Origin of the sequence: Escherichia sp. KTE159 (assembly GCF_000408805.1) — a bacterium.
GTDB classification, from domain to species: Bacteria; Pseudomonadota; Gammaproteobacteria; order Enterobacterales; family Enterobacteriaceae; genus Escherichia; species Escherichia marmotae.
In genome coordinates this window covers 1,280,601-1,304,048 of sequence record NZ_KE137292.1, presented here as the reverse complement: position 1 = coordinate 1,304,048, position 23,448 = coordinate 1,280,601, and the positions used below count along the sequence as shown (strand labels likewise).

The window sequence follows — 23,448 nt, the reverse complement described above, 5'->3', positions numbered from 1 at the left end:
CGGGCAGCGTGGTCATCAGGCGAGTTTCACCATGATCATTCCGGCCAATAGCAAGATCAGGCCAACCCAGCCTTTGCGATTTAAACGCTGACCAAACAAGATCCACCCCGCAGCTAAAGTGGCGGTAATACCAAACCCACCCCACAATGCATAGGCTACAGACAAGTCGATCCCTTTAACGGCCTGCGAAAGCGCGCTAAAGGCAGCAAGCACCGCCGCCAGCGAGAGCAAGCCATAAACTTTGCGGCGAAAGCCGTCAGAAAATTTCAAAAAGACGTTAGCCATGATTTCCAGCACAGTTGCCAGTGCCAACCAGGCGGCATGAACCCATTCAAACTGCGCCACGGGTCACCTCCAGCGAGGGTTTACGTACTTTGCGTGTACCAGATTTAATCAACACAATCCCGACAACCAGGGTTGTTAACCCGGCAATTTTTAGCAGCGATAAGCTTTCATCGAATAACAGAACGCTAAATAGCGTAATAAATAAAATACCGATGCCTTCCCACAGAGCATAAGCCACACCAAGCGCTATTTTTTTCACGGCGAAAGAAAGAAATATATATGACAGTGAAATCATCACCAGCATTAAAATAAATCCACCGTTACCGTTACTGACGCTCGCCCATTTCATTGACAGCGTTCCGGTAATTTCTGTGGCAATAGCCAGACCTAATAAAGCCCAATAAATATACATCGTCCTTCCCCTGCAAGAGAATTATTTTAATGTTCGCTGAATTCAGCGAAACCAAAGAAAAGTATTCAGTCCAGCGCAGAGCGCCAGCTTTGACAGAAGAAAGGACTAAAGCGCGTTGCGCCAGTGTTGCTCGCCTGCGAGCAAGATGCTGGATGAGGTACGAAGATGGGTAAATGTAGAAAATAACGTCCTGAACAAATTGTCCATAATATTACAATTATCCGCAGTGTTGCTTCTCGTCATCGCGGATGATAATTGTCCTCGGTAGTTGTACACGCCTGATTTGTATCATAGCTTAAGAATTAACTCAAAACATTTTCATATCTTTACCTGAGTAGTTTGATTTTCGTTATAATGCTGCAGAAAAAATATTATTAGCGAAGAAAAAAACGGGGATAAACATGGCAAAGCCGATCATCACGCTCAATGGCCTAAAAATCGTCATTATGTTGGGAATGCTGGTCATTATTCTCTGCGGTATCCGGTTTGCCGCCGATATCATCGTCCCCTTTATCCTCGCCCTATTTATCGCAGTCATTCTTAACCCGCTGGTACAACGCATGGTTCGCTGGCGAGTACCGCGCGTACTGGCGGTGTCGATTTTAATGACCATCATCGTAATGGCGATGGTGCTTATGCTGGCCTATCTCGGCTCAACACTCAATGAACTGACCCGCACTTTGCCACAGTATCGCAGCTCAATCATAAAGCCTCTGCAAGCTCTGGAGCCTTTATTACAGCGCGTGGGTATTGATGTCTCAGTTGACCAACTGGCGCATTACATTGACCCGAACGCGGCGATGACGTTACTGACCAACTTACTGACGCAGTTATCTAACGCCATGTCATCAATATTTTTATTGCTGTTGACGGTGCTGTTTATGCTGCTCGAAGTTCCGCAACTGCCCGGCAAACTCCAGCAAATGATGGCACGTCCGGTCGAAGGAATGGCGGCGATTCAGCGCGCGATTGACAGTGTGTCGCATTACCTGGTGCTGAAAACGGCCATCAGCATCATCACCGGACTGGTCGCCTGGGCGATGCTCGCAGCACTGGACGTTCGCTTTGCTTTTGTCTGGGGATTGCTGGCCTTTGCGCTTAATTACATTCCTAATATTGGTTCGGTCCTTGCGGCTATTCCCCCTATCGCCCAGGTACTGGTGTTTAATGGTTTCTACGAAGCGTTGTTGGTGCTGGCGGGATATCTGCTGATTAATCTGGTCTTCGGTAATATTCTGGAACCACGCATTATGGGACGCGGATTGGGGCTTTCCACACTGGTGGTCTTTTTGTCGTTAATTTTTTGGGGATGGTTGTTAGGACCGGTGGGGATGCTGCTTTCGGTGCCGTTGACGATTATTGTCAAAATTGCGCTTGAACAAACAGCGGGAGGTCAAAGCATCGCCGTGCTGTTAAGCGATCTCAAGAAAGAGTAACGGCCTCCGCAGAGGCCGTTGAGGTTACAGTGCTTTCAGAATCGCATCCACGCTGGCTTTGGCGTCACCAAACAGCATGTGGGTGTTTTCCTTGAAAAACAGCGGGTTTTGCACACCAGCATAGCCGGTGTTCATCGAACGTTTAAAGACAATCACGTTCTGCGCTTTCCACACTTCCAGTACCGGCATTCCGGCAATTGGGCTTTTCGGATCGTCCTGCGCCGCCGGGTTAACCGTATCGTTCGCACCAATTACCAGCACGGTATCGGTATCAGCAAAGTCATCGTTGATCTCGTCCATTTCCAGCACGATGTCATACGGCACTTTCGCTTCTGCCAGCAATACGTTCATATGCCCAGGCAAACGCCCCGCAACCGGGTGAATACCGAAACGCACGTTGATACCGCGGGCACGCAGTTTCTCGGTGATTTCTGCCACCGGATATTGCGCCTGCGCGACTGCCATGCCGTAACCTGGGGTGATGATCACTGAATGCGAATTTTTCAGCAGTTCCGCCGTCTCTTCCGCCGTAATTTCGCGATGTTCACCCACTTCCTGATCGTCGCCGGTAGAGGAACCGTCGGTGCCGAAACCACCCGCAATGACGCTGATAAAGGAACGGTTCATCGCCTTACACATGATGTAAGAAAGGATTGCCCCCGAAGAACCGACCAGCGCACCGGTCACAATCAGCAAGTCGTTGCTGAGCATAAAGCCCGCGGCCGCTGCCGCCCAACCAGAGTAAGAGTTCAGCATCGACACCACCACTGGCATATCTGCGCCACCGATGGAAGCCACTAAATGCCAGCCGAAGACCAGTGCAATGGCGGTCATTATCAGCAATGCCAGAACTTGCAGGCCAACGCTTTCGGTGCGGACAAACACAATCAGCAGCAGGAAGGAAACGACCAGAGCAGCCAGATTCATTTTGTGACGGTTTGGCAGCATCAGCGGTTTAGACGAAATTTTGCCGCACAACTTACCGAATGCCACGACCGAGCCGGTGAAGGTCACCGCACCAATGAAGATACCGAGGAATACTTCCGTCAGGTGAATGTTGGCCAGAATCGGAGCCATATCCGCATCGTGATGCAGATAGCTATTAAAACCAACCAGCACCGCCGCCAGCCCCACAAAACTATGCAGGATCGCCACCAGTTCCGGCATTTCAGTCATTTCGACCTTCTTCGCCAGGCGGATACCAATTGCGCCACCGATGACCATCGCCAGCAAGATCCAACCAACATTGCCAGTATCCGGCCCCAAAATAGTAGCGATTAACGCAATCGCCATCCCGGCGATACCGAAGTTGTTACCCTGGCGAGAGGTTTCATGTTTCGAAAGCCCGGCCAGGCTGAAGATAAACAGGATCGCGGCAACAATGTATGCAGCTGTAACTAATCCTCCAGACATATGTTACCCCTTAGTTTTTGCGGAACATTTTCAGCATACGCTGAGTCACGGTGAAGCCACCGAAAATATTAATGCTGGCTATAAGCACCGCGATAAAACTAAGGAAGCTAACCCAGCCGCCCTGGCCAATCTGCAACAGTGCTCCGACAACAATAATCCCTGAAATCGCGTTGGTGACCGACATCAGCGGCGTATGTAGCGCGTGCGATACATTCCACACCACGTAATAGCCCACAACGCACGCCAGCGCGAACACGGTGAAATGCCCGAGGAACTCTTTTGGTGCAACATTTGCCAGCCAACCGAAGAGGATGATTGCCAACGCCATCAGGGCGTATTTACGCCACGGTGAACAGGTGCATTTTTCCTCAGCTTTGACTTCCGGTGCGGCTTTCTGTGTCGCCTGTGGCTGGGCTGAAACCTGAATCGGCGGTGCCGGCCAGGTAATTTCGCCAGCACGAATCACGGTCACGCCGCGAATCACTACATCATCAAAATCAACAGTAATGTTGCCGTCTTTCTCCTTGCACAACAGCTTCAGCAGATTGACAAGGTTGGTGCCGTAAAGCTGTGAGGATTGTGTTGGCAGACGCCCCGGAAGATCGGTATAACCAATCACTTTGACGCCATTTTCCGTAGTGAAGATTTCACCCGGCACGGTGTATTCACAGTTACCGCCGTTTTGTGCGGCCAGATCGACAATCACACTGCCCGACTTCATGGAGTCAACCATTTCGCGGGTAATCAGTTTCGGTGCCGGTTTACCTGGAATAAGCGCGGTGGTCACAATGATATCGACCTCTTTTGCCTGCGCAGCAAAGAGTTCCATTTCTGCCTTGATGAACGCTTCCGACATCACTTTGGCATAGCCATCGCCGCTGCCTGCTTCCTCTTTGAAATCCAGTTCGAGGAATTCCGCGCCCATACTTTGAACTTGTTCTTTCACTTCCGGGCGGGTATCAAACGCACGCACAATCGCACCGAGACTGTTTGCCGCACCAATGGCCGCGAGACCCGCAACACCCGCACCAATCACCATCACTTTTGCCGGAGGCACTTTACCTGCCGCGGTGATTTGCCCGGTAAAGAAACGCCCAAACTCATGCGCCGCCTCAACAATGGCGCGATAGCCAGCGATGTTCGCCATCGAACTTAACGCGTCCAGTGATTGCGCGCGTGAGATACGCGGTACGGAGTCCATCGCCATCACGGTGACGTTACGTTCCGCAAGCTTTTGCATTAGCTCCGGATTCAGCGCAGGCCAGATAAAACTCACCAGCGTTGTTCCTGGATTCAGTAACGCAATTTCATCATCTAACGGCGCATTGACCTTCAGAATGATATCTGACTGCCAGACGTTATTCCCTTCTACTATTTCAGCGCCCGCTTGCACAAACGCTTTATCGTCAAAACTTGCCAGTTGACCCGCGCCGCTCTCTACCGCGACGGTAAAACCCAGTTTCAGCAACTGCTCCACTGTTTTGGGCGTTGCTGCAACACGGGTTTCATTGGTTAACCGTTCTCTTGGTATTCCAATTCGCATGATATTCCCTTCCATCGGTTTTATTGATGATGGTTTGCCTGTGTCAGGAACCACACAAGCCGCTCATATACGAGCTAAATGTTACTCCGTTAAAATAAATTAGTAACAAACGCCCTATAACGTACTGAAAATAATGCTTGCGATCTAGCGCCAAAAATCACTATTTCGGCGTTAACTCGAAAAATATTAACGATTCAGCCTTGATAGTGAGATAAACACCATAGAACAACGGATAAAGGGCGATAATTGTCTCCGATAGCCAGGTAAAACATGAGATCACCCCGGTGCAAACTGTCACTTAACATTAAATTAACTTATACAATTCAGCCGTTTCAGCCGTTGTATGTTGCTACGGTTACTTTTTAATCACAGATGGTTATTCGATCAGGTTTAAAATCAAATCAGGAAGTCTGATATGAAAAATCACGCAGACAGTTACACCGTTTAAATGCAATAATCAGCCACGTTTCTCGTTAATAACAATACCAGTACCTGGTTTGCGCAAGGCGAAGGATTATTTTTATGAAGCTTAAGAACACCCTCCTGGCGTCGGCACTGCTTTCTGCTACGGCATTCTCCGTTAACGCAGCAACAGAACTGACACCGGAGCAAGCGGCAGCGGTTAAACCTTTTGATCGTGTAGTGGTTACCGGACGTTTCAATGCCATTGGCGAGGCGGTGAAAGCCGTTTCCCGTCGTGCTGATAAAGAAGGTGCAGCCTCCTTTTATGTTGTCGACACGTCAGATTTCGGTAACAGCGGTAACTGGCGAGTGGTTGCCGATCTCTATAAGTCTGATGCTGAAAAAGCAGAAACCGAAAAAAATCGCGTGATTAACGGTGTGGTTGAACTGCCAAAAGACCAGGCCGTTCTGATTGAGCCGTTTGACACTGTCACCGTCCAGGGCTTCTACCGTAGCCAACCGGAAGTGAATGACGCCATCACCAAAGCGGCGAAAGCAAAAGGCGCATACTCTTTCTACATCGTTCGCCAAATCGATGCCAACCAGGGCGGTAACCAACGCATTACAGCGTTCATCTATAAAAAAGATGCTAAGAAACGTGTAGTCCAAAGCCCGGATGTGATCCCGGCAGACTCCGAAGCCGGACGTGCAGCCCTGGCTGCCGGTGGCGAAGCCGCGAAGAAAGTTGAAATCCCGGGTGTTGCCACTACCGCATCACCAAGTTCCGAAGTTGGTCGTTTCTTCGAAACTCAGTCCTCAAAAGGCGGACGTTACACTGTCACGCTTCCTGACGGCACTAAAGTCGAAGAACTGAACAAGGCAACCGCAGCGATGATGGTGCCGTTCGACAGCATTAAGTTCTCAGGTAACTACGGTAACATGACCGAAGTCTCCTACCAGGTTGCTAAACGTGCCGCGAAGAAAGGTGCGAAGTATTACCACATCACCCGCCAGTGGCAGGAACGTGGTAATAATCTGACCATCAGCGCAGACCTGTATAAATAACTATTCAGTATCCCAATGAGGCGGCTTTATGCCGCCTTTAGCATTTTTAGTCACAAATTTCCCCGTGACCATTGCATGCAGACACATCTCTTCGTAAAATCCCGCGCTTCAGTGGCAAACACCATTTTTATGCGTCCTGCCCTAATATTTATTCTTTTGAACACCTTTTAAACACTGGATATCGATGGAAAAGAAACTGGGACTGAGCGCACTCACCGCGCTGGTATTAAGCTCAATGCTGGGCGCAGGTGTTTTCAGTCTGCCACAAAATATGGCTGCGGTTGCCAGCCCGGCAGCACTGCTCATCGGTTGGGGCATTACTGGCGCTGGCATTTTATTACTCGCCTTTGCCATGCTGATCCTGACACGCATTCGTCCCGATCTTGACGGCGGCATCTTTACCTATGCTCGTGAAGGTTTTGGCGAACTCATTGGTTTCTGCTCCGCATGGGGATATTGGCTGTGCGCGGTTATCGCTAACGTCTCCTATCTGGTGATCGTCTTTTCTGCATTGAGTTTCTTCACCGATACGCCGGAACTGCGCCTGTTTGGCGATGGCAACACCTGGCAATCGATCGTCGGTGCATCCGCACTTTTGTGGATTGTTCACTTTTTGATCCTGCGCGGTGTACAGACCGCTGCCAGCATTAACCTGGTGGCAACGCTGGCAAAATTGTTGCCATTGGGACTGTTTATTGTACTGGCGCTGATGATGTTCAAACTGGACACCTTCAGACTCGACTTCTCTGGCCTTGCACTTGGTGTACCGGTGTGGGAACAGGTGAAAAACACCATGCTGATCACCCTGTGGGTATTCATTGGTGTGGAAGGTGCGGTGGTGGTTTCTGCGCGTGCGCGTAATAAACATGATGTCGGCAAAGCGACACTCCTGGCGGTACTTTCCGCGCTGGGCGTTTATTTACTGGTCACTCTGCTTTCGCTGGGCGTGGTTGCGCGTCCTGAACTGGCGGAAATTCGTAACCCGTCTATGGCGGGCCTGATGGTGAAAATGATGGGGCCGTGGGGCGAGATTATCATCGCTGCCGGATTGATCGTTTCCGTTTGTGGCGCATATTTAAGTTGGACCATTATGGCGGCAGAAGTCCCCTTCCTGGCAGCGACCCATAAAGCATTCCCGCGCATTTTTGCCCGCCAGAACGCACAGGCTGCGCCATCCGCCTCGCTGTGGCTGACCAACATCTGCGTGCAAATTTGTCTGGTGCTAATCTGGCTGACCGGTTCCGATTACAACACGTTGCTAACCATTGCCTCAGAAATGATTCTGGTGCCCTATTTCCTTGTTGGCGCGTTCTTGCTGAAAATCGCAACCCGCCCGCTGCATAAAGCGGTAGGTGTCGGTGCCTGCATTTATGGCTTATGGTTATTGTACGCCTCTGGTCCAATGCACCTGTTGTTGTCCGTCGTTCTGTATGCGCCGGGGTTGCTGGTATTCCTGTACGCGCGTAAAACGCATACACATGATAATGTTCTGAATCGTCAGGAAATGGTTCTGATTGGCATGCTGTTAATTGCCGCAGTTCCGGCGACCTGGATGCTGGTGGGATAACGTTCGTCCCATCGTTGGATAGCAAAGGAGATAACGATGGGTAATACCCAGCCCTTGCCAATATTAATCACTGGCGGAGGCCGTCGCATCGGCCTCGCCCTCGCCTGGCATTTTATTAATCAAAAGCAACCGGTGATTGTCAGCTATCGGACGCACTATCCTGCCATTGATAGCCTGATTCAGGCGGGAGCACAGTGTATTCAGGCTGATTTTTCGACGAATGATGGCGTGATGGCGTTTGCCGATAAAGTATTAAAAAGCACCCACGGCCTGCGTGCCATTTTGCACAATGCCAGCGCGTGGATGGCAGAAAAACCAGGTACGCCACTGGCTGACGTGCTGGCCTGCATGATGCAAATCCACGTTAATACCCCATACCTTCTTAACCACGCTCTGGAAAGATTACTGCGTGGTCACGGGCACGCCGCCAGCGATATTATTCACTTCACCGATTATGTGGTGGAACGAGGCAGCGACAACCATATCGCCTATGCAGCAAGCAAAGCAGCCCTGGATAATATGACCCGCTCATTTGCCCGCAAGCTGGCACCGGAAGTGAAAGTGAATTCTATTGCACCGTCGCTGATCCTGTTTAATGAACATGATGATGCTGAATATCGCCAACAGGCGCTGAATAAATCGCTGATGAAAACCGCGCCTGGCGAGAAAGAGGTGATCGATCTGGTCGATTACTTGCTCACCAGTTGCTTTGTTACCGGGCGCAGTTTCCCGCTTGATGGAGGTCGACATCTGCGTTAATGCAGTTTCATCCAGCAAATAATCAGCACCCATGCGCTTAGTCCCCAGCACACCACAGAACCTACAAAAGCCGCGGGCAAGCGCATGATTCCAGTGAAATACCACAGCGACGCCAGATAAATAAAATAAGGAATGATCGACCACATACTGAAAATGATGGTTGCGCGTAAGGCTTCAATGCCGCGTTCGCTGGCAACAATATAATGCGCGATGAGCGCAAAGGTTGGGAAAAGCGGGATCAGCCCGGCTATGTAGTAATTTTTCGTTTTTGCTAATACACCAATCAACACCACCACCAGCGCACCAAGCGCGGCTTTGATTACCAGCCCCATCTTTTTACCTTAACACTTCCATAACAAGTCCTTAGTAGAATACCTGATGCAAACTTGTTTAGAAACGATTGATAGTAAGTAAAAACGGTGCAGTGTATTGTGACGTTTTTATATCTACCGTGAATAATATGAACACTATCGTATTTGTGGAAGATGACGCAGAAGTTGGTTCACTGATTGCCGCATACCTGGCGAAACATGATATGCAGGTAACCATAGAACCTCGCGGCGACCATGCAGAAGAAACGATCCTGCGGGAAAATCCGGATCTGGTGCTACTCGATATCATGCTACCAGGCAAAGACGGCATGACTATCTGTCGCGATTTAGGTTCTAAGTGGTCCGGACCAATCGTTCTGCTGACCTCCCTCGACAGTGATATGAACCACATTCTGGCGCTGGAAATGGGTGCCTGCGACTATATTCTCAAAACGACTCCTCCTGCAGTTCTGCTGGCTCGGCTACGTTTACATTTGCGTCAGAATGAGCAAGCGACGCTGACCAAAGGCATTCAGGAAACGCCTCTGACGCCCTACAAAGCATTGCATTTCGGCACGTTGACCATCGACCCTATTAACCGCGTAGTCACCCTTGCTAACACTGAGATTTCACTCTCTACCGCCGATTTCGAACTGCTCTGGGAATTAGCCACTCATGCGGGGCAAATTATGGATCGCGATGCGTTGTTGCGAAATTTACGCGGCGTCAGTTATGACGGTCTGGATCGTAGCGTGGACGTGGCTATTTCGCGGTTAAGAAAAAAACTGCTCGATAACGCTGCTGAACCGTATCGTATTAAAACTGTGCGTAACAAAGGCTATCTTTTTGCGCCCCATGCATGGGAGTAAGCGATGAAAAAACTGTTTATCCAGTTTTATCTTTTACTGTTTGTCTGCTTTCTGGTGATGTCCCTGCTGGTTGGACTGGTGTACAAATTTACCGCCGAACGCGCGGGCAAACAGTCGCTGGATGATTTGATGAACAGTTCGCTGTACCTGATGCGTAGCGAGTTGCGGGAGATCCCCCCGCACGACTGGGGAAAAACGCTGAAGGAGATGGATTTAAATCTCTCTTTCGATCTGCGCGTCGAACCCTTGAGTAAGTATCATCTCGATGAAATTTCCATGCACCGACTGCGTGGCGGTGAGATTGTTGCTCTGGATGATCAGTACACTTTTTTGCAACGCATCCCACGCAGCCACTACGTGCTGGCCGTCGGTCCCGTTCCTTATCTCTATTACCTCCATCAAATGCGTTTGTTGGATATCGCGCTGATTGCCTTTATTGCCATCTCTCTCGCCTTTCCAGTGTTTATCTGGATGCGTCCGCACTGGCAGGACATGTTAAAACTGGAAGCAGCGGCGCAACGATTTGGCGATGGCCATCTCAATGAACGCATTCACTTTGATGATGGTTCGAGCTTTGAACGACTGGGCGTAGCATTTAACCAGATGGCGGACAATATCAATGCATTAATTGCCAGCAAAAAACAGCTTATCGACGGGATTGCTCACGAACTGCGAACGCCGTTAGTGCGCCTGCGTTATCGGCTGGAGATGAGCGATAACCTGAGTGAAACAGAGTCTCAGGCTCTGAATCGTGATATCAGCCAACTGGAAGCCTTGATCGAAGAACTGCTGACCTATGCCCGATTAGACCGCCCGCAAAATGAGTTGCATCTTAGCGAGCCAGACCTACCGTTATGGCTGTCAACACATCTGGCCGATATCCAGGCTGTTAACCCCGACAAAACGGTACGGATAAAAACGCTCATGCAAGGTCATTATGCGGCGCTGGATATGCGCTTAATGGCGCGCGTGTTGGATAACTTGATCAATAACGCCCTGCGCTACTGCCATTCAACCGTAGAAACCAGCCTGCTACTGGCAGGAAACAGAGCGACATTAATTGTCGAAGATGATGGGTCAGGAATAGCCCCACAGGATCGCGAGCATGTCTTTGAACCCTTTGTGCGTCTCGATCCTAGCCGTGACCGTTCAACCGGCGGTTGTGGGTTGGGACTGGCGATTGTCCACTCTATTGCACTGGCAATGGGCGGCACGGTTAACTGTGACTCCAGCGAACTGGGTGGTGCCCGCTTCTCGTTTAGCTGGCCGTTATGGCATAACATCCCGCAATTTACCTCTGCCTGACACTACGCGCACGGTGGTCAAGTTACCGCCATTGTGTTATATAATAAGTATGTTGTAACTAAAGTGGTGATTTTATGGCTCGTTACGATCTCGTTGACCGACTCAATACTACCTTTCGTCAGATGGAGCAAGAACTGGCCGCGTTTGCCGCTGAGCTTGAGCAGCACAAGTTGCTGGTTGCCCGCGTGTTCTCTTTACCGGAAGTCAAAAAAGCGGATGAGCATAATCCGCTGAATTGCATTGAAGTTAAGCAACATCTCGGCAAAGAGGCGCAGGCGCTGGCACTACGTCATTTCCGCCATTTGTTTATTCAGCAACAGTCCGAAAACCGCAGCAGCAAGGCCGCTGTTCGTCTGCCTGGCGTGCTGTGTTATCAGGTCGATAATCTTTCACAAGCGGCGCTGGCAAGTCATATTCAGCGCATCAATCAACTCAAAACCACTTTTGAACATATCGTCACGGTTGAGTCAGAACTCCCCACGGCGGCGCGTTTTGAATGGGTACATCGTCATTTGCCGGGACTGATTACCCTTAACGCTTACCGCACGCTCACGGTTCTTCACGATCCTGCCACTTTACGTTTTGGCTGGGCGAATAAGCATATCATTAAGAATTTGCATCGTGATGAAGTACTGGCTCAACTGGAAAAAAGCCTGAAATCACCACGCAGCGTCGCGCCGTGGACGCGCGAGGAGTGGCAAGGAAAACTGGAGCGTGAGTATCAGGATATCGCCGCCCTGCCGCAGGATGCGAAATTAAAAATCAAACGTCCGGTGAAGGTGCAGCCAATTGCCCGTGTCTGGTATAAGGGAGATCAAAAACAGGTACAACATGCCTGCCCTACGCCGCTTATCGCGTTGGTTAATCGGGATAATGGTGCTGGTGTGCCGGACGTTGGCGAGCTGCTAAATTATGATGCCGACAATGTGCAGCACCGTTACAAACCCCAGGCGCAGCCGCTTCGCTTAATCATTCCACGGCTGCACCTGTATGTTGCAGATTAACGCCCGACTTTCATACTGCCGACCATCTGTTCTGGTCGTACCCAACTATCAAACTCGGCTTCGTTAAGATACCCCAACGCAAGGGCTGCGGCTTTTAAAGTCAGCCCTTCTTTGTGTGCTTTTTTAGCGATCTCAGCGGCTTTGTCATAGCCAATGTGGGTGTTGAGCGCAGTCACCAGCATTAGCGACTCATTGAGCAATTGATTGATTCGCTCACGATTCGGCTCAATTCCCACTGCACAATGTTTGTTAAAACTTTCCATGCCATCCGCCAGTAAGCGCACCGATTGCAGGAAATTGTGGATCACCATCGGGCGGAAGACGTTCAGTTCGAAATTACCGGAAGCGCCACCGATGTTGATCGCCACGTCGTTTCCCATCACCTGACAGCAAAGCATGGTTAACGCTTCACACTGCGTTGGGTTCACTTTCCCTGGCATGATTGAGCTGCCCGGCTCGTTTTCCGGAATTGAGATTTCGCCAATGCCACAGCGAGGGCCTGAAGCCAGCCAGCGGACATCGTTCGCAATTTTCATCAGTGACGCCGCCAGCCCTTTCAACGCGCCATGAGCCTGAACCAGTGCATCGCAGGTCGCCAGTGCTTCAAATTTGTTCGGAGCAGTAACAAACGGCGCACAGGTAATTACCGAAAGCTCATCCGCTACGCGACGGGCATATTCCGGATGGGTATTCAGCCCCGTCCCTACCGCTGTACCGCCCAGCGCCAGTTCCGCCACATGCGGCAGGCTGTATTCAATATGTTTGAGATTATGCTCCAGCATCGCTACCCAGCCGGAAATCTCCTGGCCCAGTGTCAGCGGCGTGGCGTCCTGCAAATGGGTACGACCAATTTTGACGATATCGGCAAATGCGCGCGATTTCTCATTCAGCGTTTGTGTCAGTGTTTTAAGCTGCGGGATGAGTTGCTTGCGTAGCGCCAGCAGCGCCGCAACGTGCATTGCTGTCGGAAAGACATCATTTGAACTTTGGCTTTTGTTCACGTCGTCGTTAGGGTGAATTTTACGTTCCATTCCGCGCACGCCACCGAGCAGTTCGCTCGCCCGATTGGCCAGCACTTCGTTCATATTCATGTTGCTTTGCGTGCCGGAACCCGTCTGCCAGATAGCCAGCGGAAATTCATCGTCATGCTGTCCCGCCAGCACTTCATCCGCTGCCTGACGGATAGCACTCGCTTTCTCTTCAGAGAGTAAACCTAAATCTTCGTTAACTTTTGCCGCTGCACGCTTAGTCAGCGCCAGCGCATGAATCAGTGAGGTGGGCATTTTCTCCGTGGAAATACGGAAATGCTCCAGCGAGCGTTGAGTTTGTGCGCCCCACAGCTTATCTGCCGGGACATCGATCGCACCCATCGAATCTTTTTCGCTGCGTACTGTATTCATGGCCTGCTCCTCACCTGATTAATTTTTTCTTTCTGTTTTGCTTTCGTTAAGCAACTTTTAGCTCACTCATTATTTACTATTTGGTAACAAATGTTTGGTCTTTCGTGCCATGTAAAAAAGCCGCCCCGAAGTAAAGGGCGGCTCAGATTGTTTGCAAAGTACGCTTTGTTCATGCCGGATACGGCGTGAACGCCTTATCCGCCCGCTTATTTCACGCAGCGGGTACACTGCGTGAGTTGAATCTGCTGGAAGAAGTCATTCCCTTTATCATCAACAAGGATAAATGCCGGGAAATCTTCCACTTCAATTTTCCAGATAGCTTCCATACCCAGTTCCGGATATTCAACACATTCCAGGCTCTTAATACTGCCCTGCGCCAGCACTGCTGCCGGGCCGCCGATACTGCCAAGGTAAAAGCCACCATGTTTTTTACAAGCATCGGTCACCTGCTGACTGCGATTACCCTTCGCCAGCATGATCATACTGCCGCCCTGCGCTTGCAGTTGATCGACGTAAGAATCCATCCGTCCGGCGGTCGTTGGGCCAAGAGAGCCGGAGGCATAACCTTCTGGCGTTTTTGCCGGACCAGCATAGTAAATCGGGTGATCTTTGATGTATTGCGGTAACCCTTCGCCGTTGTCCATGCGCTCTTTCAGTTTGGCGTGGGCAATATCACGACCGACAATAATCGTGCCGTTCAGCGACAAGCGGGTAGAAACGGGATACTGCGACAACTGTGCGAGGATCTCTTTCATCGGACGATTAAGGTCAACGCGCACCGCTTCGCCTTCCCCTGCTTTACGCAATTCTTCCGGGATATATTTGCCTGGATTATGTTCCAGTTTTTCGATCCAGATCCCCTGACGATTGATTTTCGCTTTGATATTACGGTCAGCAGAACAGGAAACGCCCATACCAACCGGACAGGATGCGCCGTGGCGTGGCAGACGAATCACGCGGATATCATGGGCAAAATATTTACCGCCAAACTGCGCCCCCAGACCAAGATTTTGCGCTTCAATCAGCAACTCTTTTTCCAGCTCCACATCACGGAACGCCTGACCGTGCTCATTCCCTTCCGTTGGCAGCTCGTCATAGTATTTAGCGGAAGCCAGTTTTACTGTTTTAAGGTTAGTTTCCGCAGATGTACCACCGATCACGAAGGCAATGTGATACGGAGGACACGCCGCCGTGCCCAGCGTACGCATTTTCTCAACCAGATAATTTTTCAGTTTCCCTGGCGTCAGTAACGCTTTGGTTTCCTGATAGAGATACGTCTTGTTTGCGGAACCGCCACCTTTGGCGATACAGAGGAATTTATACTCGTCGCCATCAACAGCATAAAGATCGATCTGCGCTGGCAGGTTGGTGCCAGTATTCACCTCTTTATACATATCCAGCGCTGCGTTTTGCGAGTAGCGCAGGTTATCTTCGATATAGGTGTTATAGACACCGCGCGCCAGCGCCGCTTCATCACCACCACCGGTCCATACACGCTGCCCTTTTTTACCGACGATTATCGCGGTGCCGGTATCCTGGCAGGTTGGCAGAACGCCTTTTGCGGCGATGTCGGAGTTGCGCAGGAATTGCAGCGCCACATATTTGTCGTTTTCGCTGGCTTCCGGGTCGCGCAGGATATCGGCCACTTGCTGCTGGTGAGCCGGACGCAGCATAAATGACGCATCATGAAACGCCTGACGCGCCAACAAAGTTAACGCTTCTGGCGCGACTTTCAAAATCTCCTGCCCTTCAAATTCAGATACGCTAACGTGTTCGCTGGTCAGCAGGTAGTACTCGGTATCATCTTTTTTGAGTGGGAAAGGAGCCTGATAATGAAAGGGTTTGTTTGACATTGTTCTCTCACTTACTGCCTGGTTTGGTTATGCTCTGGGCGGGTGTTCCATTGCCCTGTTAAAAGCGAGTTACATTATCCTACACACTTTTTTAACAAAAACTGAGACTAGTACGACTTTTTGCGGCTCCAGGTTACTTCCCGTAGGATTCTTGCTTTAATAGCGGGATTAATTTCCACATTCAAACAGGGATTGATCATGCAAAAACTTATTAACTCAGTGCAAAACTATGCCTGGGGAAGCAAAACGGCACTGACTGAACTTTATGGCATGGAAAATCCATCCAACCAGCCGATGGCTGAATTGTGGATGGGCGCACATCCGAAGAGCAGTTCACGTGTGCACAATGCCGCCGGAGATATCGTTTCACTGCGTGATGAGATTGAGGGTGATAAATCAACTCTGCTGGGAGATGCCGTTGCCAGGCGCTTTGGCGAACTGCCTTTCCTGTTCAAAGTGTTATGCGCAGCCCAGCCGCTCTCCATTCAGGTTCATCCAAATAAACGCAATTCTGAAATCGGTTTTGCCAAAGAAAATGCCGCCGGCATTCCAATGGATGCCGCCGAGCGTAACTATAAAGATCCTAACCACAAGCCAGAGCTGGTTTTTGCCCTGACCCCTTTCCTCGCGATGAACGCGTTTCGTGAGTTTTCCGAGATTGTTTCCCTGCTCCAGCCCGTCGCGGGCGCGCATCCGGCGATTGCTCATTTTTTACAGCAGCCCAATGCCGAACGTTTAAGCGAACTGTTCGCCAGCCTGTTGAATATGCAGGGTGAAGAGAAATCCCGCGCGCTGGCGATTTTGAAATCGGCGCTCGACAGCCAACAGGGTGAGCCGTGGCAAACGATTCGTTTAATTGCTGAATTTTACCCGGATGACAGCGGCCTGTTCTCCCCACTGTTACTGAATGTGGTAAAACTGAACCCTGGTGAAGCGATGTTCCTGTTCGCAGAAACACCACACGCCTACCTGCAAGGCGTGGCGCTGGAAGTGATGGCGAACTCCGATAACGTGCTGCGTGCGGGTCTGACGCCAAAATATATTGATATTCCGGAGCTGGTTGCCAACGTTAAGTTTGAAGCCAAACCGGCCAGCCAGTTGCTGACCCAGCCGGTGAAACAAGGTGCAGAGCTGGACTTCCCGATTCCGGTTGATGATTTTGCTTTCTCGCTGCATGACCTTAGCGATGAAGAAACTACCATCAGCCAGCAAAGTGCCGCCATTTTGTTCTGCGTTGAAGGCGAAGCAACACTGGGTAAAGGTTCTCAACAGTTAGCGCTTAAACCGGGTGAGTCCGCATTTATTGCCGCCAATGAGTCGCCGGTGACGGTGAAAGGCCACGGACGTTTAGCGCGTGTTTACAACAAGCTGTAAGAGCTTACTGAAATAATTAACATCTCTTGCTAAGCTTATTAAAGGCTTATAACACTTCAGGCGGCCAGTCCGCCTGATTTCATTTATGGATAATCATTATGAATAAATCGCTGGTAGCGGTAGGCGTCATTGTTGCGCTCGGCGTAGTCTGGACAGGCGGCGCATGGTACACAGGCAAGAAGATTGAAACCCATCTCGAAGACATGGTCGCACAGGCGAACGCGCAACTCAAACTGACAGCTCCTGAATCCAACCTGGAAGTGAGTTATCAAAACTATCATCGCGGCGTGTTCAGCAGCCAGTTGCAATTAGTGGTGAAGCCCATCGCCGGGAAAGAAAATCCGTGGATTAAAAGTGGCCAGAGCGTCATCTTCAATGAATCTGTTGACCACGGTCCCTTCCCTCTGGCCCAGCTTAAAAAACTGAATTTGATCCCGTCGATGGCGTCGATTCAAACCACGCTGGTCAATAACGCTGTGAGCAAGCCACTGTTTGATATGGCAAAAGGAGATACACCTTTTGAGATTAACTCTCGCATCGGTTACAGCGGCGATTCCAGTTCAGATATCTCGCTCAAGCCACTGAATTACGAGCAAAAAGATGAAAAAGTCGCCTTTAGCGGCGGTGAGTTCCAGTTAAATGCTGACCGAGACGGTAAAGCCATCTCCCTTTCCGGGGAGGCGCAAAGCGGTCGGGTCGATGCAGTTAACGAATACAACCAGAAAGTGCAGTTGACCTTTAATAATCTGAAAACCGATGGTTCCAGCACGCTGGCAAGTTTCGGTGAGCGCGTGGGTAACCAAAAACTGTCGCTGGAAAAAATGACCATTTCAGTGGAAGGCAAAGAACTGGCTCTGTTGGAAGGCATGGAGATCAGTGGTAAATCAGACCTGGTTAATGACGGTAAAACGATCAATAGCCAACTGGATTACTCGCTAAACAGCCTGAAGGTACAGAATCAGGATCTGGGCAGCGGCAAGCTGACTTTAAAAGTCGGTCAGATTGACGGTGAAGCCTGGCATCAGTTTAGCCAGCAATATAACGCGCAAACACAGGCGTTACTGGCACAGCCAGAGATTGCCAACAATGCCGAACTTTATCAGGAGAAAGTGACGGAAGCCTTCTTTAGCGCCCTGCCGCTGATGTTAAAAGGCGATCCGGTAATTACGATTGCGCCGTTAAGCTGGAAAAACAGTCAGGGTGAAAGCGCGCTGAATTTGTCGCTGTTCCTGAAAGATCCGGCAGCGACTAAAGAAGCGCCGCAAACACTGGCGCAGGAAGTTGATCGCTCGGTTAAATCTCTGGATGCAAAACTGACCATTCCGGTCGATATGGCAACCGAACTGATGACTCAGGTGGCGAAGCTGGAAGGCTATCAGGAAGATCAAGCTAAAAAGCTGGCGAAACAGCAAGTTGAAGGTGCATCAGCAATGGGCCAGATGTTCCGTCTGACCACCTTGCAGGACAATGCCATCACCACCAGCCTGCAATATGCTAACGGTCAGATCACGTTGAATGGTCAGAAAATGTCGCTGGAAGATTTTGTCGGTATGTTTGCGATGCCAGCACTTACCGTTCCGGCTGTACCGGCCATCCCGCAACAGTAATTCACAGCCAAAACGCCGGAGAGTTTTCTCTCCGGCGTTTTTTCACTTCAACATAAAGTCATACTGAATACTCATTTTCACATCCCAGTAATTCAGGCGATTGCCCAGCGTACTACCATCGCGCTTTTCCCGTCCTTTATCGGCTGCAAGAAAGAAATTCATCCCTTGTAGCGGCCCTTCGCTGACCCGATAGTTCATACCGCCTAAGATACCTGCGCCTTCAATCCGCACATCTCGTTTACTGGATTCATAGCCGCGAGTCACAATCGGTGCCAATGTCAGCGTAAATTGCGGGGTTAAACGATAATTGACACCCAATTGCCAGGACTGCATACCTTCCCGGTTACGATCAAGACTTAACGAGAAAGGATAACCAATATCGGTGTCCACCACGGCTCCGTTCATCGCATGACGCAGATAACCACCGCTACCAAACACGCTTCCCCACGGCGCGCTCCACGTCAGTTGGCCGCTAACCAGCGCCGTTTCATTGGGCTGGTTGGTGTTACGACTTAAGCCTTCCAGTTGCGCATAAAAGCCGAGCAACTCCCCTTTCAGCGCATAATCCCGGGCGAGCGAAATGCTTTTCTCAAAAATAGTTTGTAGCTGATTAGAAACATCTTTCTGTGCCGATGCCCCCAAAGAATAACGGCTGGTATCATCATGCCAACTGGCAGCTAAAAAAGAACGAGCGCGATGTTTATCGTATTTTCCGGTCTGGCTGTTATAAACACCTTCATCACGGATACCGGTTGTTGAATCAGTCCATAAAAATACCCGGGAGCGCCACATTCCCCACAGTTCAATATTGGGCGTTAAAGCCCAATAACCTAATGCTCCTTCAGAAACGGTCGGTAATGTACGTTGCGAACTGCCAGCAATTAACGGAATACGATAAGGTAAACTACCATAACTATAATCTGTCCCGAAACGACCTAATTTAAGTAAACTCTTTTCACTCGGTTTTATTTTTACCGCACCCAATGCATAGCCAAAACTTTTATCGCCATCAAGATACCATCGGGTACTCATATCAGCACGAGCACCTAATTTATAAACATAATAGGCTCCACCTTCGACGCCAATAATATTAGCGTAATAACCGCTATTAAAATCGAGCAATCCTCCTTGCACCCATGCGTAAATATCTCTTCCCGCGCCAGCACTGGGCTTGTCAGCCCGGCGCAATTCATTTTTCAGTCTGATTCGTAGTCCCGCTTCATCGTCAGCCAGTTGTGCAGCGTAAGCGGAGGTAAGGCCAGAGGCAGCCGTCAGGGAAATAACGGCCATAGCCACTATTTTTCTCATAGTTGCACCTTTGATGTTCTGATTATTTTTATAAGATATTAATTAGTGATATCGCTGATTAATTGCTGCTGCATTTTTTTACGATTATCAATTTCGACCACAATTTCTTTGAATTTTTTATCAGTCAGCGGATAAAACCAAATTATAACGAATGCCAGTAGCATAAATCCGCAAGGGACTAAGGCAATTGATGTGCGGATCCCCATAATAACTTCCGTCGTTTGTGCCTGATTCGCAATATATCCGCTTAATCCCAAAATAAAGGCGGGAATTGAACCCCCTATTGCCTGTCCACATTTTCGGGTAAATGAGAATAATGAATAGGTAAGCCCTTCAATGCGTACACCGGTCAGGTATTCACCATATTCTACAGTATCGGCCTCCAGCGCCCACATCACCGTCATGGTAACGCCCTGACCAACTGAAGCGATGGCTAACGCGATCAGTGCCACCGGCAGCGACCAGACTGAAACCCAGAAGAACAGCAAATAACCACAAGTTCCCAGCAGAGCGCCAATCAGGAAGGTATTCTTTTTACCGATTCTGGCAACCATTCCCGGCACCAGCGGTGCCGATGCCACTGTGCCGACCAGGTTTTGCACCAACACCAGCACAGTAAACAACCCGGCATCATTCAGTACATAGCGCACGTAGAACAACGACGAAGCACTGACCGCGAAGGTCGAGATCAGCACGCATAGCGCACCGATGCACAACATAAACAGCGGACGATTCCGTTTCAGCGTTTGCAGGCTGATCTTCAATGACGGCTGCGCCACGATACGCACTACATTCTCGCGCGTCGATTTAAAGCAAATGAAGTAAAGCACCATCCCGGCAATCGCCAGGGTAATCGTCCAGAAATGGTATACCGACACCATCTCCTCCGGGCTGGAGTGCTTAATGCTCGGGCCAATCAGAAAAGCCAGGCAGACAAAGGTCAGCGAAGCGGCAATCCCGCGAGCCGCGCCCAGACGGGCGCGGGACTGTGGTTGTTGGGTCATGGCAGTTGCCAGTGAGCCATAAGGTATATTGACCAGGCTGTAACAAAGCCCCAGCCCCATATAAGTCAAATATGCATACACCACTTTGCTGCTATGACTCCAGTCGGTCGGCACCCAGAAAACCAGCACGCTGAAGATCATTAACGGTGCAGTGCCGAACAGCAAGAAGGGGCGGAATTTACCCCAACGGGTATTTACGCTGTCTACCACCCGTCCGGCGAAGACGTCAGCAAAAGCATCGAATACCCGCACCAGTAATAGCATGGTGCCCGCCGCAGCGGCACCGACGCCAGCGACGTCGGTGTAGTAACTCAACAGGAAGAGCGCCCCCATGGCGAAGGCGAAGTTATTGGCAACGTCACCGAGGCTGTAGCCGACGATGGTGCGCCATGAGAGTTGTTGATTCATTTTTTGCCTCCCTGCTGCGGTTTTTCACCGAAATTCATGCCAGTCCAGCGTTTTTGCAGCGAGAAAGCCGCCGATTTTGGTTTGCGGTCACGAGTGAAAATCCCTTTCTTGTTACCGCCAACGCGCAGAATGCCCTGCGAAGTCGCAAAATCAGCGAAGTTCCATACCTGTTCACCAACGACAGCACTAACACGGTCAAAGACGCGGTGATACATATCCAGCCACGCGCACTGATACTCTTCACTCCACATATCGGTGTACATCGAGTGCAGACCGGCTAACGTATCCACCCCGTATTCGGTGATGATAATCGGCTGATGCAGTTTCTCCTGCCACGCAAGCAGTTCTTTTTCCAGTACCTTTTCTGCCGTCTCCAGATCGCCGCTTTGGACATACCAGCCGTAATAACGGTTCAGACACAGCACATCAAAGAGATCGCTGATGGTATCGGTGTGAGCGTCGCAGAACATCACATTGACGCAGGTGATCGGTCGTGTCGGGTCGAGTTTACGCGTTGCTTCTGCCAGTGGCGCGAAATATTCCCGGGCACCTTGCGGGCGGGTATCTGGTTCATTGGCAATGCTCCACATCACCACGCTTGGGTGGTTTTTGTCACGCGCAATCAGTTCTTTAATCGCCTGTAAGTGCGCCTGCTGGGTTTCCCCATTGACCGCCTCTTCGCTGTACAGTTCTTTCGGTTTGTTGCCCGCTTCGAAACCAATTCCTAAAGAAAGGTTAAAGCCGACGGCGGCAGTTTCATCAATCACCACAATGCCATGTTCGTCAGCCCAGTCGAGCATCTCTTCAGCGTAAGGGTAATGCGAGGTGCGGTAAGAGTTGGCACCAATCCAGTCCATCAATGCGTGATCGTGCACCATCAGCACGTTATCGAATCCCTTGCCACGCAAATCCGCATCTTCATGACGACCAAAGCCAGTGAAGTAGAACGGTTTGTGGTTGATCAGGAACTGTTCACCCTTTACTGCCACCGAGCGGATACCAACGCGCAGTGGATAGATGTCGCACTCTGTCTGGCTTTTTGCGGTGACGCACAGTTCATAGAGATACCCATCACCGGGTTGCCAGAGATTCGGGTTCACCACTTGCAAGGTTCCGCTGTGACCTTGTCCGGCTGCGACAACCTGCTGATCAGCATCACGCAGTTCGACGCTGATATCACCATTGGCCACCACCTGCCAGTCAATGGAAGCGTGGTTGCAGTCTTGCGCTACATGCGTCACCACGGTGATATCGTCCACCCAGGTGTTCGGCGTGGTATAGAGCATTACGCTGCGGTGGATCCCGGCGTAGTTAAAGAAATCATGGAAATAAGACTGCTTTTTCTTGCCGTTTTCGTCGGTAATCACCATTCCCGGCGGGATAGTCTGCCAGTTCAGCTCATTGTTCACACAAACGGTGATACGCACACTTTTTCCGGCAATCACATATGGAGTAACATCGGCTTCAAACGGCGTATAGCCGCCCTGATGCTCCATCACTTCCTGATTATTAACCCACACTTTGCCGTAATGAGTGACCGCATCGAAACGCAGCACGATACGCTGGCCCGCCCAACCTTTGGGTATAAAGACTTCGCGCTGATACCAGACATTGCCCACATAATTACGAATATCCGCATCAGCAAACTGATCGTTAAAACTGCCTGGTACGGCAATCGCCCGACTCTCTTGCAACGTGCTTTCCCACCAACGCTGATCATTTCCACAGTTTTCGCGATCCAGGCTGAATGCCCACAGACCGTCGAGTTTTTTGATTTCACGGGTTGGGGTTTCTACAGGACGTAACATAAGGGACTCCTCATTAAGATAAAAATACTGGTCAACCTTTAATTTGATTAGTTAACCAATTAAGCAATGCAAACAGTTATCTGTGAGAAACCCACGGAAGAGAAATGGAAATAAAAAGAACTGACACCGCGATCAAAAAACCAAAAACTGCAATACCCACAGCGTGACATGGATCGCATTAATCTCTAAAACAACGTTGACAGAAGCTGCAAAATAAGCAACCGAACGCTCGTTCGAGTGATTTAAAACGCTAAATTTCCGTGACATATGGTTGTGGTGTATGTGTTAACGGGATTTTGCGATCAGGCGAGAACG

At 50.2% G+C, this 23,448-nt stretch carries 19 protein-coding genes; 9 read left to right on the top strand and 10 right to left on the bottom strand.

All coding sequences use genetic code 11. The annotated features are described in order from the left end of the window. Positions 1-15: 15 nt before the first annotated feature. On the bottom strand, positions 16-345 hold the full coding sequence (gene mdtI / locus A31E_RS15230) for a multidrug/spermidine efflux SMR transporter subunit MdtI (protein ID WP_000046672.1): 330 nt from the start codon (positions 343-345) through the stop codon (positions 16-18). Further along, entirely contained in the window at positions 332-697 is a 366-nt protein-coding gene (gene mdtJ / locus A31E_RS15235) for a multidrug/spermidine efflux SMR transporter subunit MdtJ (protein WP_016248684.1), read from the bottom strand. Before mdtJ ends, mdtI begins: the two co-directional genes overlap by 14 nt. A gap of 401 nt (positions 698-1,098) precedes the next feature. On the opposite strand from mdtJ, the gene tqsA reads away from it, so the two are divergent. Then, positions 1,099-2,133, top strand: a complete 1,035-nt coding sequence (gene tqsA, locus A31E_RS15240) for an AI-2 transporter TqsA (protein WP_001516351.1) — start codon at positions 1,099-1,101, stop codon at positions 2,131-2,133. A 24-nt stretch (positions 2,134-2,157) separates the two neighbouring features. On the opposite strand, the gene pntB is transcribed toward tqsA, so the two are convergent. After that, entirely contained in the window at positions 2,158-3,546 is a 1,389-nt protein-coding gene (pntB, locus tag A31E_RS15245) for a Re/Si-specific NAD(P)(+) transhydrogenase subunit beta (protein WP_000014047.1), read from the bottom strand. A 10-nt stretch (positions 3,547-3,556) separates the two neighbouring features. Next, on the bottom strand, positions 3,557-5,089 hold the full coding sequence (pntA, locus tag A31E_RS15250) for a Re/Si-specific NAD(P)(+) transhydrogenase subunit alpha (protein WP_001516350.1): 1,533 nt from the start codon (positions 5,087-5,089) through the stop codon (positions 3,557-3,559). A gap of 522 nt (positions 5,090-5,611) precedes the next feature. Here pntA and ydgH point away from each other — a divergent pair. The 3 genes from ydgH (at position 5,612) to folM (ending at position 8,882) form a co-directional block, all read left to right on the top strand. Further along, positions 5,612-6,556 carry a DUF1471 family protein YdgH gene (gene ydgH, locus A31E_RS15255; protein ID WP_001516349.1) on the top strand — a complete coding sequence of 315 codons (945 nt, stop codon included), beginning with the start codon at positions 5,612-5,614 and terminating at the stop codon, positions 6,554-6,556. A gap of 184 nt (positions 6,557-6,740) precedes the next feature. Beyond that, on the top strand, positions 6,741-8,123 hold the full coding sequence (locus A31E_RS15260) for an amino acid permease (protein ID WP_000412361.1): 1,383 nt from the start codon (positions 6,741-6,743) through the stop codon (positions 8,121-8,123). Between the two features lie 36 nt (positions 8,124-8,159). After that, positions 8,160-8,882, top strand: a complete 723-nt coding sequence (gene folM, locus A31E_RS15265; RefSeq protein ID WP_000528572.1) for a dihydromonapterin reductase — start codon at positions 8,160-8,162, stop codon at positions 8,880-8,882. On the opposite strand, the gene A31E_RS15270 is transcribed toward folM, so the two are convergent. Beyond that, positions 8,879-9,214, bottom strand: a complete 336-nt coding sequence (locus tag A31E_RS15270; protein ID WP_000524883.1) for a GlpM family protein — start codon at positions 9,212-9,214, stop codon at positions 8,879-8,881. The genes folM and A31E_RS15270 overlap by 4 nt on opposite strands. Before the next feature lie 128 nt (positions 9,215-9,342). Between A31E_RS15270 and rstA the strand changes: the two genes are divergently transcribed. From rstA to tus, 3 genes are all read left to right on the top strand, one after another. Beyond that, a complete protein-coding gene (gene rstA, locus A31E_RS15275; RefSeq protein WP_001092496.1) occupies positions 9,343-10,062 on the top strand; it encodes a two-component system response regulator RstA in 720 nt (239 codons plus the stop codon). Between the two features lie 3 nt (positions 10,063-10,065). Beyond that, the gene (gene rstB / locus A31E_RS15280; protein WP_016248683.1) at positions 10,066-11,367 is read left to right on the top strand and encodes a two-component system sensor histidine kinase RstB; all 1,302 of its coding nucleotides are present in this window, start codon (positions 10,066-10,068) and stop codon (positions 11,365-11,367) included. Between the two features lie 74 nt (positions 11,368-11,441). After that, positions 11,442-12,371, top strand: a complete 930-nt coding sequence (gene tus, locus A31E_RS15285; protein ID WP_000135173.1) for a DNA replication terminus site-binding protein — start codon at positions 11,442-11,444, stop codon at positions 12,369-12,371. Here the strand turns inward: tus and fumC are convergent. Then, complete coding sequence (gene fumC, locus A31E_RS15290) at positions 12,368-13,771, bottom strand: class II fumarate hydratase (RefSeq protein ID WP_001516348.1); 1,404 nt, start codon at positions 13,769-13,771, stop codon at positions 12,368-12,370. The genes tus and fumC overlap by 4 nt on opposite strands. A gap of 206 nt (positions 13,772-13,977) precedes the next feature. Continuing rightward, positions 13,978-15,624, bottom strand: coding sequence for a class I fumarate hydratase (fumB, locus tag A31E_RS15295; protein ID WP_001516347.1), 1,647 nt, complete (start codon positions 15,622-15,624; stop codon positions 13,978-13,980). A gap of 198 nt (positions 15,625-15,822) precedes the next feature. Here fumB and manA point away from each other — a divergent pair, with 198 nt between their 5' ends. Beyond that, the gene (gene manA, locus A31E_RS15300) at positions 15,823-16,998 is read left to right on the top strand and encodes a mannose-6-phosphate isomerase (RefSeq protein ID WP_001516346.1); all 1,176 of its coding nucleotides are present in this window, start codon (positions 15,823-15,825) and stop codon (positions 16,996-16,998) included. Between the two features lie 98 nt (positions 16,999-17,096). Then, positions 17,097-18,605, top strand: a complete 1,509-nt coding sequence (locus tag A31E_RS15305; protein ID WP_016248682.1) for a YdgA family protein — start codon at positions 17,097-17,099, stop codon at positions 18,603-18,605. Between the two features lie 42 nt (positions 18,606-18,647). On the opposite strand, the gene uidC is transcribed toward A31E_RS15305, so the two are convergent. Genes uidC through uidA form a run of 3 tightly spaced genes read right to left on the bottom strand, consistent with a single transcriptional unit; the run spans position 18,648 to position 23,133 of the window. Further along, complete coding sequence (uidC, locus tag A31E_RS15310) at positions 18,648-19,913, bottom strand: glucuronide uptake porin UidC (RefSeq protein ID WP_016248681.1); 1,266 nt, start codon at positions 19,911-19,913, stop codon at positions 18,648-18,650. A gap of 38 nt (positions 19,914-19,951) precedes the next feature. Next, positions 19,952-21,325 carry a glucuronide transporter gene (uidB, locus tag A31E_RS15315; RefSeq protein ID WP_016248680.1) on the bottom strand — a complete coding sequence of 458 codons (1,374 nt, stop codon included), beginning with the start codon at positions 21,323-21,325 and terminating at the stop codon, positions 19,952-19,954. Further along, positions 21,322-23,133 carry a beta-glucuronidase gene (gene uidA / locus A31E_RS15320; protein ID WP_001516343.1) on the bottom strand — a complete coding sequence of 604 codons (1,812 nt, stop codon included), beginning with the start codon at positions 23,131-23,133 and terminating at the stop codon, positions 21,322-21,324. The genes uidB and uidA overlap by 4 nt, the downstream gene beginning before the upstream one ends. Positions 23,134-23,448: the final 315 nt, after the last annotated feature.

Excerpts from the sequence above, each read along its gene's own strand:
- mdtJ (WP_016248684.1), bottom strand. The coding sequence starts at position 697 with ATGTATATTTATTGGGCTTTATTAGGTCTGGCTATTGCCACAGAAATT.
- tqsA (WP_001516351.1), top strand. The coding sequence starts at position 1,099 with ATGGCAAAGCCGATCATCACGCTCAATGGCCTAAAAATCGTCATTATG.
- pntB (WP_000014047.1), bottom strand. The coding sequence starts at position 3,546 with ATGTCTGGAGGATTAGTTACAGCTGCATACATTGTTGCCGCGATCCTG.
- pntA (WP_001516350.1), bottom strand. The coding sequence starts at position 5,089 with ATGCGAATTGGAATACCAAGAGAACGGTTAACCAATGAAACCCGTGTT.
- ydgH (WP_001516349.1), top strand. The coding sequence starts at position 5,612 with ATGAAGCTTAAGAACACCCTCCTGGCGTCGGCACTGCTTTCTGCTACG.
- A31E_RS15260 (WP_000412361.1), top strand. The coding sequence starts at position 6,741 with ATGGAAAAGAAACTGGGACTGAGCGCACTCACCGCGCTGGTATTAAGC.
- folM (WP_000528572.1), top strand. The coding sequence starts at position 8,160 with ATGGGTAATACCCAGCCCTTGCCAATATTAATCACTGGCGGAGGCCGT.
- A31E_RS15270 (WP_000524883.1), bottom strand. The coding sequence starts at position 9,214 with ATGGGGCTGGTAATCAAAGCCGCGCTTGGTGCGCTGGTGGTGGTGTTG.
- rstA (WP_001092496.1), top strand. The coding sequence starts at position 9,343 with ATGAACACTATCGTATTTGTGGAAGATGACGCAGAAGTTGGTTCACTG.
- rstB (WP_016248683.1), top strand. The coding sequence starts at position 10,066 with ATGAAAAAACTGTTTATCCAGTTTTATCTTTTACTGTTTGTCTGCTTT.
- tus (WP_000135173.1), top strand. The coding sequence starts at position 11,442 with ATGGCTCGTTACGATCTCGTTGACCGACTCAATACTACCTTTCGTCAG.
- fumC (WP_001516348.1), bottom strand. The coding sequence starts at position 13,771 with ATGAATACAGTACGCAGCGAAAAAGATTCGATGGGTGCGATCGATGTC.
- fumB (WP_001516347.1), bottom strand. The coding sequence starts at position 15,624 with ATGTCAAACAAACCCTTTCATTATCAGGCTCCTTTCCCACTCAAAAAA.
- manA (WP_001516346.1), top strand. The coding sequence starts at position 15,823 with ATGCAAAAACTTATTAACTCAGTGCAAAACTATGCCTGGGGAAGCAAA.
- A31E_RS15305 (WP_016248682.1), top strand. The coding sequence starts at position 17,097 with ATGAATAAATCGCTGGTAGCGGTAGGCGTCATTGTTGCGCTCGGCGTA.
- uidC (WP_016248681.1), bottom strand. The coding sequence starts at position 19,913 with ATGAGAAAAATAGTGGCTATGGCCGTTATTTCCCTGACGGCTGCCTCT.
- uidB (WP_016248680.1), bottom strand. The coding sequence starts at position 21,325 with ATGAATCAACAACTCTCATGGCGCACCATCGTCGGCTACAGCCTCGGT.
- uidA (WP_001516343.1), bottom strand. The coding sequence starts at position 23,133 with ATGTTACGTCCTGTAGAAACCCCAACCCGTGAAATCAAAAAACTCGAC.